Annotated in this window: 22 protein-coding genes; 19 read left to right on the forward strand and 3 right to left on the reverse strand. The window is 60.3% G+C overall.

What is annotated here, in order from left to right:
• Positions 1-19 precede the first annotated feature (19 nt).
• The 19 genes from rplB to map all read left to right on the forward strand — a co-directional run bounded on the left by rplB (position 20) and on the right by map (position 10,970).
• Positions 20-859, forward strand: a complete 840-nt coding sequence (gene rplB, locus J3A64_RS02000) for a 50S ribosomal protein L2 (RefSeq protein ID WP_011775592.1) — start codon at positions 20-22, stop codon at positions 857-859.
• A 12-nt stretch (positions 860-871) separates the two neighbouring features.
• The gene (rpsS, locus tag J3A64_RS02005) at positions 872-1,153 is read left to right on the forward strand and encodes a 30S ribosomal protein S19 (RefSeq protein ID WP_011775591.1); all 282 of its coding nucleotides are present in this window, start codon (positions 872-874) and stop codon (positions 1,151-1,153) included.
• 38 nt (positions 1,154-1,191) lie between these two features.
• The gene (rplV, locus tag J3A64_RS02010; protein ID WP_011775590.1) at positions 1,192-1,557 is read left to right on the forward strand and encodes a 50S ribosomal protein L22; all 366 of its coding nucleotides are present in this window, start codon (positions 1,192-1,194) and stop codon (positions 1,555-1,557) included.
• Entirely contained in the window at positions 1,558-2,379 is an 822-nt protein-coding gene (rpsC, locus tag J3A64_RS02015; RefSeq protein ID WP_011775589.1) for a 30S ribosomal protein S3, read from the forward strand.
• The gene (rplP, locus tag J3A64_RS02020) at positions 2,380-2,796 is read left to right on the forward strand and encodes a 50S ribosomal protein L16 (RefSeq protein WP_003803795.1); all 417 of its coding nucleotides are present in this window, start codon (positions 2,380-2,382) and stop codon (positions 2,794-2,796) included.
• 2 nt (positions 2,797-2,798) lie between these two features.
• Positions 2,799-3,119 carry a 50S ribosomal protein L29 gene (gene rpmC / locus J3A64_RS02025; protein ID WP_014922387.1) on the forward strand — a complete coding sequence of 107 codons (321 nt, stop codon included), beginning with the start codon at positions 2,799-2,801 and terminating at the stop codon, positions 3,117-3,119.
• Entirely contained in the window at positions 3,116-3,412 is a 297-nt protein-coding gene (gene rpsQ, locus J3A64_RS02030; protein ID WP_011775587.1) for a 30S ribosomal protein S17, read from the forward strand. Before rpmC ends, rpsQ begins: the two co-directional genes overlap by 4 nt.
• Positions 3,413-3,765: 353 nt before the next feature.
• A complete protein-coding gene (gene rplN / locus J3A64_RS02035) occupies positions 3,766-4,134 on the forward strand; it encodes a 50S ribosomal protein L14 (RefSeq protein WP_003803789.1) in 369 nt (122 codons plus the stop codon).
• Between the two features lie 3 nt (positions 4,135-4,137).
• On the forward strand, positions 4,138-4,497 hold the full coding sequence (gene rplX, locus J3A64_RS02040; protein ID WP_011775586.1) for a 50S ribosomal protein L24: 360 nt from the start codon (positions 4,138-4,140) through the stop codon (positions 4,495-4,497).
• Positions 4,497-5,075 carry a 50S ribosomal protein L5 gene (gene rplE, locus J3A64_RS02045; RefSeq protein WP_011775585.1) on the forward strand — a complete coding sequence of 193 codons (579 nt, stop codon included), beginning with the start codon at positions 4,497-4,499 and terminating at the stop codon, positions 5,073-5,075. Before rplX ends, rplE begins: the two co-directional genes overlap by 1 nt.
• 78 nt (positions 5,076-5,153) lie before the next feature.
• On the forward strand, positions 5,154-5,552 hold the full coding sequence (gene rpsH, locus J3A64_RS02050) for a 30S ribosomal protein S8 (protein ID WP_011775584.1): 399 nt from the start codon (positions 5,154-5,156) through the stop codon (positions 5,550-5,552).
• Between the two features lie 18 nt (positions 5,553-5,570).
• Complete coding sequence (gene rplF, locus J3A64_RS02055) at positions 5,571-6,107, forward strand: 50S ribosomal protein L6 (protein ID WP_011775583.1); 537 nt, start codon at positions 5,571-5,573, stop codon at positions 6,105-6,107.
• A 3-nt stretch (positions 6,108-6,110) separates the two neighbouring features.
• Positions 6,111-6,494 (forward strand): 50S ribosomal protein L18, encoded by a 384-nt coding sequence (gene rplR, locus J3A64_RS02060; protein WP_011775582.1) that lies wholly within the window; start codon positions 6,111-6,113, stop codon positions 6,492-6,494.
• Positions 6,495-6,523: 29 nt separating this feature from the next.
• On the forward strand, positions 6,524-7,195 hold the full coding sequence (rpsE, locus tag J3A64_RS02065; RefSeq protein WP_011775581.1) for a 30S ribosomal protein S5: 672 nt from the start codon (positions 6,524-6,526) through the stop codon (positions 7,193-7,195).
• A 2-nt stretch (positions 7,196-7,197) separates the two neighbouring features.
• The gene (gene rpmD, locus J3A64_RS02070; protein WP_011775580.1) at positions 7,198-7,404 is read left to right on the forward strand and encodes a 50S ribosomal protein L30; all 207 of its coding nucleotides are present in this window, start codon (positions 7,198-7,200) and stop codon (positions 7,402-7,404) included.
• Positions 7,404-7,886 (forward strand): 50S ribosomal protein L15, encoded by a 483-nt coding sequence (gene rplO, locus J3A64_RS02075; protein WP_011775579.1) that lies wholly within the window; start codon positions 7,404-7,406, stop codon positions 7,884-7,886. Before rpmD ends, rplO begins: the two co-directional genes overlap by 1 nt.
• A gap of 184 nt (positions 7,887-8,070) precedes the next feature.
• A complete protein-coding gene (gene secY / locus J3A64_RS02080; protein ID WP_011775578.1) occupies positions 8,071-9,381 on the forward strand; it encodes a preprotein translocase subunit SecY in 1,311 nt (436 codons plus the stop codon).
• Positions 9,382-9,386: 5 nt separating this feature from the next.
• Entirely contained in the window at positions 9,387-9,956 is a 570-nt protein-coding gene (locus J3A64_RS02085) for an adenylate kinase (protein WP_014922385.1), read from the forward strand.
• A gap of 186 nt (positions 9,957-10,142) precedes the next feature.
• The gene (map, locus tag J3A64_RS02090; RefSeq protein ID WP_043470500.1) at positions 10,143-10,970 is read left to right on the forward strand and encodes a type I methionyl aminopeptidase; all 828 of its coding nucleotides are present in this window, start codon (positions 10,143-10,145) and stop codon (positions 10,968-10,970) included.
• Positions 10,971-11,033: 63 nt separating this feature from the next.
• Here map and J3A64_RS02095 read toward each other — a convergent pair whose 3' ends face one another.
• The 3 genes from J3A64_RS02095 to J3A64_RS02105 are packed head-to-tail and all read right to left on the reverse strand — an operon-like array spanning position 11,034 to position 14,339.
• Positions 11,034-12,380, reverse strand: a complete 1,347-nt coding sequence (locus tag J3A64_RS02095; RefSeq protein ID WP_210063541.1) for an ABC transporter substrate-binding protein — start codon at positions 12,378-12,380, stop codon at positions 11,034-11,036.
• Between the two features lie 52 nt (positions 12,381-12,432).
• A complete protein-coding gene (locus J3A64_RS02100; protein WP_210063542.1) occupies positions 12,433-13,353 on the reverse strand; it encodes a carbohydrate ABC transporter permease in 921 nt (306 codons plus the stop codon).
• Complete coding sequence (locus tag J3A64_RS02105) at positions 13,350-14,339, reverse strand: carbohydrate ABC transporter permease (protein WP_210063543.1); 990 nt, start codon at positions 14,337-14,339, stop codon at positions 13,350-13,352. Before J3A64_RS02105 ends, J3A64_RS02100 begins: the two co-directional genes overlap by 4 nt.
• Positions 14,340-14,469: the final 130 nt, after the last annotated feature.

The raw sequence follows: 14,469 nt of genomic DNA on the forward strand, positions 1-14,469 counted from the left end.
TTTAACGAGGAAATAAATTATGGGAATCCGTAAATACAAGCCGACTACCCCGGGCCGTCGTGGCTCGAGCGTAGCCGACTTTGCTGAAATCACGCGATCGACTCCGGAAAAGTCGTTGCTGCGTCCGCTGCACAAGACCGGCGGCCGTAACAACTCCGGTAAGATCACCACCCGTCACAAGGGTGGTGGGCACAAGCGCCAGTACCGTCTGATCGACTTCCGTCGTCACGACAAGGACGGCATCAACGCCCGCGTTGCCGAAATCGAGTACGACCCGAACCGTACGGCTCGCATCGCACTCCTGCACTACGTTGATGGCACCAAGCGTTACATCATCGCTCCTAACAAGCTGTCCCAGGGTGACTTCGTCGAGGCTGGTCCTGACGCTGACATCAAGCCGGGCAACAACCTGCCGCTGCGCAACATCCCGGTTGGTACCGTAATCCACGCAGTTGAACTGCGTCCGGGTGGCGGCGCCAAGATGGCACGTTCCGCAGGTGCTTCGGTACAGCTCGTTGCCAAGGAAGGCCGCTTCGCCCAGCTGCGTCTGCCCTCCGGCGAAATCCGCAACGTTGACGTGCGCTGCCGCGCAACCGTCGGCGAAGTCGGCAACGCCGAGCAGTCGAACATCAACTGGGGCAAGGCCGGCCGTATGCGCTGGAAGGGCGTTCGCCCGACCGTCCGTGGTGTAGCCATGAACCCGGTTGACCACCCGCACGGTGGTGGTGAAGGTAAGACTTCCGGTGGACGTCACCCGGTTAACCCGAACGGCAAGCCCGAGGGCCGTACCCGCCGTCCGAACAAAGAGAGCGACAAGCTTATTGTTCGTCGCCGCCGTACTGGCAAGAACAAGCGATAGGAGCCTGGACACATGCCACGCAGCCTGAAAAAAGGTCCTTTCGTTGACCAGCACCTCTTTGTGAAGGTCGCACGGGAAAACGATAAGGGCACCAAGAACGTCATCAAGACCTGGTCCCGCCGTTCGATGATCATCCCCGACATGCTCGGGCACACGATCGCCGTACACGACGGACGCAAGCACATCCCGGTGTTTGTCACTGAGTCGATGGTCGGGCACAAGCTCGGCGAATTCGCTCCCACGCGGACATTCCGCGGCCATGTTAAGGACGACCGTAAGGGCAAGCGCCGCTAGGCGCCTGACCTTACGTCTTAGACGAGAGAAGGAAAGCAATGGAAGCCAAGGCTATTGCGCGTCACATCCGCGTAACGCCTATGAAGGCCCGGCGCGTCGTCAACCTTGTTCGTGGTAAGCAAGCGAATGAGGCTCTGGCAATTCTGAAGTTTGCCCCCCAGGCAGCTTCGGAGCCGGTATTCAAGGTACTTCAGTCGGCAATGGCCAACGCACGTGTCCTCGCGGACCGTGACGGCGTTGCATTCGACGACAGCGACCTCTTCATCACCGAAGCATTTGTTGATGAAGGCCCGACCATGAAGCGGTTCCAGCCGCGTGCCCAGGGCCGCGCCTACCGCATTAGGAAGCGGACCAGCCACATCACGCTGGTTGTCGCAACCCCGGAGAAAGAGGAGGCTCGCTAAGTGGGACAGAAAGTTAACCCGCACGGGTTCCGACTCGGCATCACCACCGACCACGTTTCGCACTGGTTCGCTGACAGCACCAAGCCCGGACAGCGCTACAAGGACTTCGTCCGCGAGGACATCAAGATCCGTCAGCTCATGTCCACTGGCATGGAGCGCGCCGGCATCGCCAAGGTCGAGATCGAGCGCACCCGTGACCGTGTCCGCGTGGATATCCACACGGCACGCCCGGGTATCGTTATCGGCCGCCGTGGCGCTGAAGCAGACCGCATCCGCGGCGAGCTCGAAAAGCTCACCGGCAAGCAGGTTCAGCTGAACATCCTCGAGGTCAAGAACCCCGAGATGGAAGCACAGCTTGTTGCCCAGGGCATCGCTGAGCAGCTCACTTCCCGCGTGGCTTTCCGCCGTGCGATGAAGAAGGCCATGCAGTCCGCACAGCGTGCGGGTGCCAAGGGTATCCGTGTTGCTTGCTCGGGTCGTCTGGGTGGCGCAGAAATGTCCCGCTCGGAGTTCTACCGCGAAGGCCGTGTGCCCCTGCACACCCTCCGCGCGAACATCGACTACGGCTTCTACGAAGCCAAGACCACCTTCGGCCGTATCGGCGTGAAGGTCTGGATCTACAAGGGTGACGTAACTGCCAAGGAACTGGCTCAGCAGGCAGCTGCTGCTCCGTCCCGTGGCCGTGCAGGAGACCGCCCGGGCCGCCCGGGTGGCGACCGCCGTCGTCGTAACGACCGTCCGGCAGCTGAGGCAGCACCCGCTGCCGTTGAAGCACCGGCCGCTGAAGCTGCTGCTCCGGCAGCAGAAGGAGGACAGGCTTAAATGCTTATCCCACGTCGAGTCAAGCACCGTAAGCAGCACCACCCGGGTCGTTCCGGCGCTGCAACGGGCGGCACCAAGGTCAGCTTCGGTGAGTACGGTATCCAGGCTCTCAGCCCGGCATACGTAACCAACCGTCAGATCGAGTCCGCTCGTATCGCGATGACCCGCCACATCAAGCGTGGCGGTAAGGTCTGGATCAACATCTACCCGGACCGTCCGCTGACGAAGAAGCCTGCCGAAACCCGCATGGGTTCCGGTAAGGGTTCTCCGGAATGGTGGGTCGCAAACGTCAAGCCGGGCCGGGTTCTCTTCGAACTCTCCGGTGTCAATGAAGAGGTAGCTCGCGAGGCCCTGCGCCTGGCAATCCACAAGCTCCCGTTGAAGGCACGCATTGTGCGTCGCGAAGGTGGTGAATAGAAATGGCAGTAGGGTCGAAGGATCTCGCACCCGCACAGCTGGACGGTTTCGACAACGAGCGTCTCGTTGAAGAACTCCGCAAGTCCAAGGAAGAGCTGTTCAACCTGCGTTTCCAGTCCGCCACCGGACAGCTGGAGAACCACGGTCGCCTGCGCGCGGTAAAGAAGGACATCGCACGCATCTACACCGTTCTCCGTGAGCGCGAGCTGGGCATTCGTGCCGAGGTTGCCGCACCGGTTGTGGAAGCCAAGGAAGAAAAGAAGTCCAAGAAGGCTGCCAAGGCTGAAAAGGCCGAGGTTGAAGCTGGAGAGGACGCCAAGTGAGCGAGAAGGAAACTGTGACGGAAGCAGCAGCCAGCGCTGAACAGCGCGGTTACCGTAAGACGCGTCGCGGCTACGTTGTCTCTGACAAGATGGAAAAGACCATCGTTGTTCAGGTTGAAGACCGCGTGAAGCACGCTCTGTACGGCAAGGTTATTCGCCGCACCTCGAAGATCAAGGCTCACGACGAAGAGAACACCGCCGGCATCGGCGACCTCGTTCTCATCTCTGAGACCCGCCCGCTCTCCGCTACCAAGCGGTGGCGTCTGGTGGAGATCCTCGAAAAGGCCAAGTAAATCCAACGCCGGGCTCGCCTGGCAGTGATTCACTGGAGAGGCCCGCATTCCCTTGGGAATGCGGGCCTTTCCGCTTCTCCCGCCGTTTCGGTTTTAGGCCGCTGACGTGCTAGGATATTGAGTTTGTATGGCGCCACTTGTGCGTCGTCCACTACCTCGTAAACAATCGTGCCGCTGCATACTGCCCCGCGCAGAGTTTTCTGCAAGGGAAGCTGATGCTTGTGGCACGGGCGTTTAGGCCTGTTCTGGCAAAATCCAGGCAGGTCAAGAGACACCCCGATCAACCGTTCCGCAAGGCTCATTCCGTATGCATGATTTCGGTCTGAGAACCGGCGCGACGCAAGGAGTAAAAATTGATTCAGCAGGAGTCGCGACTCAAGGTCGCCGACAACACGGGTGCTAAGGAAATCCTTACCATTCGCGTTCTCGGTGGATCCGGTCGTCGCTACGCAGGCATCGGCGACGTCATCGTCGCCACCGTCAAGGACGCTATCCCTGGCGGCAACGTAAAGAAGGGTGACGTCGTCAAGGCTGTCATCGTTCGTACCAAGAAGGAACGCCGCCGTGCGGATGGTTCCTACATCAAGTTTGACGAAAACGCAGCTGTGATCCTGAAGAACGACGGTGACCCCCGCGGTACCCGTATCTTCGGCCCGGTTGGTCGTGAACTTCGCGACAAGAAGTTCATGAAGATCGTTTCGCTGGCCCCGGAGGTGCTTTAGTCCATGGCTAAGATCAAGAAGGGTGACCTCGTTCAGGTCATCACTGGCGCCAAGCAGGAACGTGGCGGCGACCGCGGCAAGCAGGGCAAGGTCCTGCGCGTATTCCCGGACACCAACCGCGTGCTGGTAGAGGGAATCAACCGCGTCACCAAGCACTCCAAGGTCGGTCAGTCGCAGCGCGGCACCAAGACCGGTGGCATCGAGGTTGTTGAAGCCCCGATCCACGTTTCCAACGTTGCTTTGGTTGACCCGTCCACCAAGAAGCCGACCCGTGTTGGTTTCCGTCTCGACACCGTTGAGAAGGATGGCGCTACCAAGACCGTCCGTATCCGCGTGTCCAAGGCCACCGGGAAGGACATCTAATGACTGAGACTCTCGAGACTCCGGTAAAGATCGTTCCGCGTCTGAAGACGAAGTACGCAGAGACCATCAAAAAGTCACTGCAGGACGAATTCAGCTACGCGAACGTCAACCAGGTTCCCCGCCTGGTGAAGGTTGTAGTGAACATGGGTGTTGGAGATGCCGCTAAGGACTCCAAGCTGATCGACGGCGCTGTCCGCGACCTCACCCTGATCACCGGCCAGAAGCCGCAGGTAACCAAGGCCCGCAAGTCGATCGCACAGTTCAAGCTGCGCGAAGGCATGCCCATCGGTGCACACGCAACTCTGCGTGGAGACCGCATGTGGGAATTCGTGGACCGTCTTGTTTCGCTGGCACTGCCGCGTATCCGCGACTTCCGCGGCCTCAACGGCAAGCAGTTCGACGGTAACGGCAACTACACCTTCGGTCTGACCGAGCAGGTTATGTTCCACGAAATCGACCAGGACTCCATTGACCGCGTTCGCGGTATGGACATCACGGTTGTTACCACCGCCAAGACCGATGACGAAGGCCGCGCGCTGCTCAAGGCGCTTGGTTTCCCGTTCAAGACCGAAAACTAACTACGTGACAGGTCCGTCCGCGCAGGCTCTTAGGAGCAAGCGCAGCGGAAACCGGTACGAGGAAGGGCTATAGCCCAAATGACTATGACAGATCCTGTCGCAGACATGCTCACGCGTCTGCGCAATGCAAACTCGGCATACCACGACACCGTGTCCATGCCGTACAGCAAACTGAAGGCACGCGTTGCTGACATCCTGAAGGCAGAAGGCTACATTGCCGGCTGGAAGGAAGAAGACGCCGAGGTTGGCAAGAAGCTGACCATCGACCTGAAGTTCGGTCCGAACCGCGAGCGTTCCATCGCTGGCGTCCGCCGCATCTCCAAGCCGGGCCTCCGCGTTTACGCGAAGTCCACCAACCTGCCGCACGTGCTGGGTGGCCTGGGTATCGCAATCCTGTCCACCTCTTCCGGCCTCCTGACTGACAAGCAGGCCGGCAAGAAGGGCGTGGGCGGCGAAGTCCTCGCGTACGTCTGGTAACGGGAAAGGAAGAGAATAATGTCACGTATTGGACGTCTCCCCATCACCGTTCCTGCCGGAGTTGAGGTCAAGCTCGATGGCTCCGTCATCAGCGTCAAAGGTGCCAAAGGCGAGCTGAGCCACACTGTGGCCAGCCCGATCGAGGTTACCCAGGAAGAGAACACTCTCACGGTCACCCGCCCGAACGACGAGCGCAACTCGCGTTCGCTGCACGGCCTGACCCGCACCCTGATCGCCAACATGATCCAGGGCGTTACCGAGGGCTACGAGAAGAAGCTTGAAATCGTTGGTACTGGTTACCGCGTTCAGGCCAAGGGTTCTGACCTGGAGTTCGCTCTGGGCTACAGCCACCCGGTCAACGTCTCTGCACCCGAAGGCATCACCTTCGTAGTAGAGGGTCCGACCAAGCTCTCTGTTGCGGGTATCAACAAGCAGCAGGTCGGCGAGGTTGCTGCCAACATTCGCAAGCTGCGCAAGCCCGACCCCTACAAGGGCAAGGGTGTCCGTTACGCCGGCGAAGTCATCCGCCGCAAGGTCGGAAAGGCTGGTAAGTAAACCATGGCCATCGCAATTAACAAGAAGCGTTCGAACAAGAGCAAGTCTGCTGCACGCAGCCGTCGCCAGCTTCGTATCCGCAAGCGCATCACCGGCACGGCTGTACGTCCTCGTCTGGTCGTCAACCGTTCGGCACGTCACGTATTCGTCCAGGTTGTCGATGACAGCAAGGGTGTAACCGTGGCTTACGCTTCCACCCTGGAAGCTGACCTCCGCGCATTTGACGGAGACAAGACTGCCAAGGCCAAGCGCGTCGGCGAGCTCGTTGCCGAGCGTGCCAAGGCTGCAGGCGTCGAAGCTGTTGTCTTCGACCGTGGCGGTAACAAGTACCACGGCCGTATCGCCGCCGTCGCTGACGGTGCTCGCGAAGGTGGGCTGGCACTGTGACCGTTGAAAATAACGAAAAGGACACCCAGGTGACTGAAGCTGTAGCTGCTGAAGCAACTGAGACCGCACCCGCTACCGATGACCGCCGCGGCGGACGTCGTGGCGAGCGCGGCGACCGTGGCCAGGGCCGCGGCGACCGTGGTGGCCGTGGTGGCCGCGACGGCGGTCGTGAGGCTGAGAAGAGCCAGTTCGTAGAGCGCGTTGTCACCATCAACCGCGTTGCCAAGGTCGTCAAGGGTGGTCGTCGCTTCAGCTTCACCGCTCTCGTCGTCGTCGGTGACGGCAACGGTATGGTCGGCGTCGGCTACGGCAAGGCCAAGGAAGTTCCCGCGGCTATCGCAAAGGGCGTTGAAGAGGCCAAGAAGTCCTTCTTCCGCGTTCCCCGCGTTGGCAGCACCATCCCGCACCGTGTGCAGGGTGAGGCCGCTGCAGGTGTAGTCCTGCTGCGTCCGGCTTCCGCCGGTACCGGTGTTATCGCCGGTGGTCCGGTCCGCGCGGTATTGGAGTGCGTGGGTATCCACGACATCCTCTCCAAGTCGCTCGGTTCCTCAAACGCGATCAACATCGTTCACGCGACTGTTGCCGCTCTGAAGCAGCTCGAAGAGCCCGCTTCCGTGGCTGCCCGCCGTGGCCTGCCGCTGGACGAGGTTGCTCCTGCTGCTCTGGTGCGCGCGCTCCAGAACCAGAAGGCAGGTGTTTAGTCATGGCTAAGAACCTGACTCCCTCCGACGCCAAGTTGGAGATCACCCAGATCAAGGGCGTCATTGGCGCCAAGCAGAACCAGAAGGCCACCCTTCGGTCCCTCGGCCTGAAGCGCATCGGACACACTGTTGTCCGTAACGCTGACGCCGTGACCGTTGGAATGCTGAACACGGTTCCGCACCTCGTGAATGTAGAGGAGGCGAAGTAATGGCAGAGAACAAGACCGCCGAAGAGACTGCTGAGAAGCAGCACGCTCTGAAGGTCCACCACCTGCGCCCCGCCCCGGGTGCCAAGACCGCCAAGACCCGTGTTGGTCGTGGTGAAGGCTCCAAGGGTAAGACCGCTGGTCGCGGTACCAAGGGTACGAAGGCCCGCTACCAGGTAAAGGCTGGCTTTGCCGGCGGCCAGCTGCCGCTGCACATGCGCCTGCCGAAGCTGCGCGGCTTCAAGAACCCGTTCCGGGTTGAGTTCCAGGTTGTTAACCTGGAGAAGCTCAACGAGCTGTTCCCCGAAGGTGGCGTAGTCACCGTCGAGTCCTTGGTTGAGAAGGGTGCCGTTCGCAAGAACCAGCCCGTCAAGGTGCTGGGCACCGGCGACATCACCGTCAAGGTTGACGTCACCGCCCACGCATTCTCTTCCAGCGCTGCGGAAAAGATTGCTGCAGCAGGCGGAAGCACCACTGCTCTCTAAGAGTCAGTGGGGCAAATGCCCGTTGTAAAGGATCCCGGTATGCGGGGCTTCGGCCCTGTATACCGGGATTTTTTGCGTGATTGTGGACTCTCGATTATTCCGACGGCGTCACAAGCGGTTAGACTCGGTTGTTGGGTTTCATTGATCCCATCCACATCCTTGTACTTTCTACTCAGGAGGACGCTTGCTAAGCGCATTCGGCCGGGCGTTTCGGACGCCTGATTTGCGACGCAAGTTGTTGTTCACGCTGGGAATCATCACAATCTTCCGCTTGGGAGCTTTCATCCCCTCGCCTGGTGTGAACTACCAGAATGTCCAGCAATGCTTGAACACCGGTGACACCTCGCAGGGCATCTACCAGCTGGTGAACTTGTTCAGCGGCGGCGCGTTGCTGCAGGTCTCAGTGTTTGCCTTGGGCATCATGCCCTACATCACGGCGAGCATCATCGTGCAGCTGCTCCGGGTAGTCATTCCCCGGTTCCAGCAGCTCTACGAAGAGGGTTCCTCCGGTCAGTCAAAGTTGACGCAGTACACCCGGTACCTCACCATCGCCCTGGGCCTGCTTAACGCCACCACCTTGGTGTCCTTGGCCCGATCCGGCCAGTTGCTGCCGGGCTGTGCGCTGCCCATCATTCCTGATGAGAGCATCATGACCACCATCCTCATCATCATCACGTTGACGGCCGGCACCGGCCTCATCATGTGGATGGGCGAGCTGGTCACCGAAAAGGGTGTGGGCAACGGCATGTCGCTGCTGATCTTCACCTCCATCGCTGCAAGCTTCCCCGGCTCGCTGGGCTCCATCTGGGAGTCAAAGGGTCCGGGCACGTTCTTCACTGTCCTTGCCGTCGGCCTTCTTACGGTGGCCTTGGTGGTCTTCGTGGAGCAGTCACAGCGCCGCGTTCCGGTTCAGTACGCCAAGCGTATGATCGGCCGCCGCACAGTGGGTGGCACCAGCACCTACATCCCCATCAAGGTGAACATGGCCGGCGTCGTGCCTGTCATCTTCGCGTCCTCCATGCTCTACCTGCCCGGGCTGATCTCGCAGTTCAACCAGCCGGCTCCAGGGGAGCAGATGGCGCCGTGGGTTGAGTGGATCAACAACAACCTCACCCGTGGCGACCACCCCATCTACATGGCGCTCTATTTCGCCATGATCGTTTTCTTCACCTACTTCTATGTAGCCATCACCTTCAACCCTGAAGAAGTGTCGGACAACATGAAGAAGTACGGCGGGTTTATTCCGGGCATCCGGGCGGGTAAACCGACCGCGGACTACCTGCAGTACGTGCTTTCCAGGATCACCTTGCCTGGAGCCCTCTACCTGGGCTTCGTCGCGTTGATTCCTTTGGTTGCACTCGTCCTGATCAACGCCAACCAGAACTTCCCGTTCGGTGGCACGTCAATTCTGATCATGGTGGGTGTCGGCCTGGAGACCGTCAAGCAGATTGATGCGCAGCTACAACAACGTCACTACGAAGGGCTTTTGCGATGACGAGAATGCTGATCATTGGACCTCCCGGTTCGGGCAAGGGTACGCAGGCTGAGCGGATTTCCGAGCGCCTCGGCGTAGTCGCCATCTCCACCGGCGACATCTTCCGTGCCAACGTAAAGGGCGAAACCCCTTTGGGCATTGAAGCGAAGAAGTACATGGATGCCGGCGACTTTGTTCCGGACAGCGTCACGAACAACATGGTTCGCGATCGCCTGGGCCAGAGCGACGTGGAGAACGGCTTCCTCCTGGATGGCTACCCGCGCACCACCGCGCAGGTTGATTACCTTGACCAGATCCTCGCCGAGGGTGAGCAGGAGCTCGACGTCGTGCTCCAGCTGACCGCCGACGACGAAGAGCTGGTAACCCGCCTCCTCGGCCGTGCCAAGGAAACGGGCCGTTCGGATGACAACGAAGCCGTGATTCGTCACCGCCTGGATCTCTACCACGAGCAGACCGAAGCCGTTGTGGCCAAGTACGCCGAGCGTGGCATCCTCACGCAGGTTGATGGCATCGGCGGTATCGACGAAGTTACCGACCGTGTGCTGACGGCGATCGAGTCGGCCAAGGCCGTTTAGTTCGTTCTCCACATAGCCGGGAGACCAGCTATGCGGAGCAAGGGGTGTGTCCCGTACCGTGAGTGCGGGACACACCCTTCTTCGTTTCCACGATGCATTCCAATTTCGGCCACGCTCCCCGGTGCGGGAAAATGGTCGGAGCAGGGGGCCCGATCGGCCTCTACAGCAAACCTTCCAGAGGAGATCATGGCGTTCGGTCAGCCCCGCATTGAATACAAAACCAACGAGCAGATGCGCACCATGCACCAGGCCGGCCTGGTCCTGAGCCGTGCACTCGACGCTGCCGTTGCGGCGGCCAAACCGGGCGTCACCACCAAGGACCTGGACGACGTCTTTGCTGCAGTCTTGAACGACGCCGGGGCGAAGTCGAACTTCCTCGGCTATCACGGCTTTCCTGCAACCATCTGCACCTCGGTCAATGAGGAAGTGGTCCACGGCATCCCGGGTGGCAGGGTCCTCAACGACGGCGACATCATCTCCATCGATGGCGGCTGCATCGTTGATGGCTGGCATTCCGACTCAGCCAGGACCGTGATCGTAGGCAACGCCGACCCGGAAGACCAGCGTCTTTCCGACGTCACCGAGGCAGCAATGTGGCGGGGCATAGCAGGCCTCGCTAAAGGCAAGTTTGTGGGGGACATCGGAAACGCGATCGATGACTACGTGTCATCCGTCCCCGGAAAGCCTTTGGGCATCCTGGAGGACTACGTGGGCCACGGGATTGGCTCGGAGATGCACATGGCGCCCGACGTCTTGAACTACCGGACCAGCCACCGCGGCCCCAAGATCCGGCCCGGCCTGTGCCTGGCCATTGAACCAATGTTGGTTCGTGGCGGCATCGAGACCGCCACCCTCGACGACGACTGGACCGTGGTCACCACCGACGGCAAGCGATCCTGCCAGTGGGAGCACTCGGTAGCTGTTCACGAAAAGGGCATCTGGGTCTTGTCAGCCCCGGATGGAGGAGCCGAGCAATTGGCGCCGCTCGGCGTCGTGCCTGTCCCTATCCCGTAAGAATTGCAAAAGAAGAGCTGGGCTACTGAAGTAGCCCAGCTCTTCTTATCCCCGGAAAGGCTGTTAGGCCTTCAGCTTGGGCTTTACATCCTTGGTGTAAATGCCCTCGAGGGTCTTCTTCAGCTCGTTCATGGTTGCTTGGACGTCTCCTTGTTGCGTCAGGATCTTGGCCGCTGACTTGGCCATCTCCTGGTCAGCTCCGGGCAGGAACACGCGGGCATTGTCTTGAACCTTGGTGGCGGCGAGCTGGTCCATGGCGGTCTTGATCTGCGGCGTGGCTGCAAGAACGGCCGACATGTCAGCGGAAAGCCTGGTGGGCATGTAGCCGGTGGCTGCCGAGAATGCTGCAGTGTTCTCAGGTTCGGTCATGAACTTGAGGAACGTCGCAGCAGCCAGCTGCTCTTCCTTGCTGATGCCGCTGGGGATGCCCAGGCCCGCACCGCCTGTGGGGCAAACGCTGCTGGGTGCCTCCGGGCCGCCGGGCAGGAACCCGACGCCCACGTTGAACTTGGCTGCCTTCAGGACGCCAAGCAGTGAGCCAGTGGAGGAAATCGTGGACGAGGTGATCCCCGCGGCAAAGTCGTCCGCTGCCTCCTTGGACGAGACGCCGGCCCAACCATCCTTATAGATGGAGTCCTGCGCCCACTGCAGCGCGGCGACGGACTGAGGAGAATCGCACGTGATATCCCAGTCCTTTGACCAGCTTCCGCCCCAGCCCCACAGGTTGTTCTGCAAGGTCCAGCCCGCGTAGCCAGCCAGGGCCGGGTAGATGTAGGCGTACTGCGCACCCGACGTCGCCTTCAACTTGGGTGCCCACTCGGCAAATTCCTGCCACGTGGCCGGGGCCCGGTCCGGAAGGCCGGCGGCCTTGAAGTGGTCCTTGTTGTAGTAAAACAGCGGGGTGGAACGGCCGTAGGGGAGCGCCCACTGCTTGTCCTCGTACTTGTAGTCATCCACCAACGACTTCTGGAAGTCGTCGATCTTGATGTCCAGTTGCTTCACCAGGCCATCGATGGGGATGATGCTGCCGTTCGAGTAGTAGCGGAACCACCAGACATCCGAGAGCACCACCAATCCGGGGAGGCCCGTCTTGGCTGCCTGGGACGTCTGGAACTTCTGGGCGATCTCTTCGTAGTTGGCGCCGGCCGTCACCAGGTTCACCTTGATGTCAGGGAACTTGGCATGGAACTTCTCGATGATCGCCTTCTCCACATCCTGGGACTTACCAGGGTGGTTGGTCCAGAAGTCGATGGATGCGGCGGGCTTTACGCCGCTGAAGTCGATAGTTGCGGTGTCGACGGCGTCTGCCGTGCCCGCCGTCGACGGTCCGCCGCAAGCGGCGAGAGCCGCAGCTCCGGCGCCGAGGCCCGCCAGGCCCAGGAAATGTCGGCGGTCAAGGTTGGTGCGCATGGTGTTTCCTCTCAATAACTTACTTCGATGCGAATGGTGCGGTTGGAGAAAATCAGCCGGTGACACTGCCTTGGGTCAGCCCGGCAACGATGTATCGCTGGAGTGCTGCGAACACCAGCAGGATGGGAACGATCACCAGCACAGCGCCCGCCATGAGGATGCCCCACCCGGCGCCGTTCCCCTCAGAGTTCTGCAGCAACGTGAGGCCCACGGGAAGCGTCATGGTTTCAGGGCGGTCAGTGATGATGAGCGGCCAAATGTAGTCGTTCCATTCACTGACCACGGTCACCAGCGCCACCGTCGCGATGGAAGGAACAGACACCGGGACAATGATCTGCCACAGCCGGCGCCAGTGGCCGGCGCCGTCGATTTCAGCTGCTTCAAGAATCGACGGCGGCAACGTGAGGAAGTGCTGGCGCAGCAAGAACGTGCCAAACGCCGTCCCCAGGCCCGGAAGGATGATGCCCCACAGAGTGTTCTTGCCGCCCACGCCCGCGATGAGGATGTAGTTGGGCAGGATGGACACCTGCGCCGGAACCATGAGCGCCACCAGAATCAGCACGAAGATCACGTTCTTGAACGGGAAACGAACGAACACCAACGCGTAAGCCGTCAGGATCGCCAGGATGACCTTGATGGACGAACCCACCACCGTAACGATCAAGCTGTTGGCGAAGAACTGCGCGAACGGAACCGTGGTCATCGCCGTGGCGTAATTCTCCAGGTTCAGGGACTCCGGCAGGATCTTCAGATCCATCGTGACAATCTCGCCCGGTTGCTTGAAGGAACTCAACACCATCCAAAGCAACGGCAGGAAGACCACAAGCGTGGCGATGATCAGGGGCACGTAACCGGTTGCCACGGTCCGGATGAGGTTGGCTTTGGAGAATGGTCGCGGCGGCTCATGCGGCGCCATCTCCTGCATGGTCTCCTGTGGAGAACCAACGACGACGGCGGGTGGAGGCGCGCTCATGAATAGTGGACCTTTCGCTCAACGAACCGCAGTTGAAGAACAGTGATGATCAACAGGATGGCGAAGAGAATCACCGATATCGCGGCCGAATAGCCCGCCCTGTTGTAAGCCCCGAACGCCTGCAGATAGGCCTCGTAGATCAACGTGCTGGTGCCGTTGCCGAGCGGAGTCATGATGCGGATAAGGTCGAAAGCCTGCAAAGAGCTGAGCATGGTGGTGATCAGCAGGAAGAATGTGGTGGGGGAAAGCAACGGCAAGGAGATATTGAAGAACCTCCGTGCACTGTTGGCCCCATCCAGAGCCGCAGCTTCCATCACATCGCGGGGCAGGGACTGCAAACCGGCCAGGTACACCACCGCGCAATAGCCCAAGTTCTTCCAGACGTACACGATGATCACCATCACCAAAGAGAGCTGAGGATCATTGATCCACTGCGGGCTCTGTTGGCCAAGGCCGCGCAGGACCCAAGCGAGTACTCCATAGCCGGGGTCAAAAATGAACAGCCACACCAGGCCAACACCCACGCCGGACAACACGTACGGCGCGAACACGGCCGATCGGGCGAACGTGGTGCCGCGGACCTTGGAGTTCAAGGCCAAGGCAACCAACAGGCCAAGGACCATCGAACCGCCAACCGTCACCAGTGTGAAAATCGCAGTAGTCCCAAGGACTTTGGACGCGTCCTCACCTGTGAAGAACGTGACATAGTTCTGCAAGCCCACCACCGTGGCCGAAGCCGAACCGAGCGTCCAATCCAGAGTGGAGTAGTAAATGTTGTTGATCAGCGGCCAATAGGTGAAGGTGCCGATCAACACCAAGTTCGGCAAGGCCATGGCAAGGAACACCAAGAATTCCCGGCGACTGCGGGCGGACCAGCGCTTTCGGTCCGGTCCGGGCTTTGCAGGCGCGGCGGGTGGGGCCGGAGGTTCGATGCCCGGCCTGTCTGCAGGCACGGTGTTGCTGCTGTGAATCTGTCGGGTAGTCATGAGTCACTATCGGTTTTGGGCGAATGTGGAGCGCCGCCTCCCGGAGCGGGGCAGCGAAGACAGGGCTAGCTCACCACACCCACAGAGGCCCTCCGGACCAAAACGGGGAGCCGTAGCGATAGTTGGCTTA

The organism is Pseudarthrobacter sp. PvP004 (assembly GCF_017876035.1).
GTDB lineage: Bacteria > Actinomycetota > Actinomycetes > Actinomycetales > Micrococcaceae > Arthrobacter > Arthrobacter aurescens_A.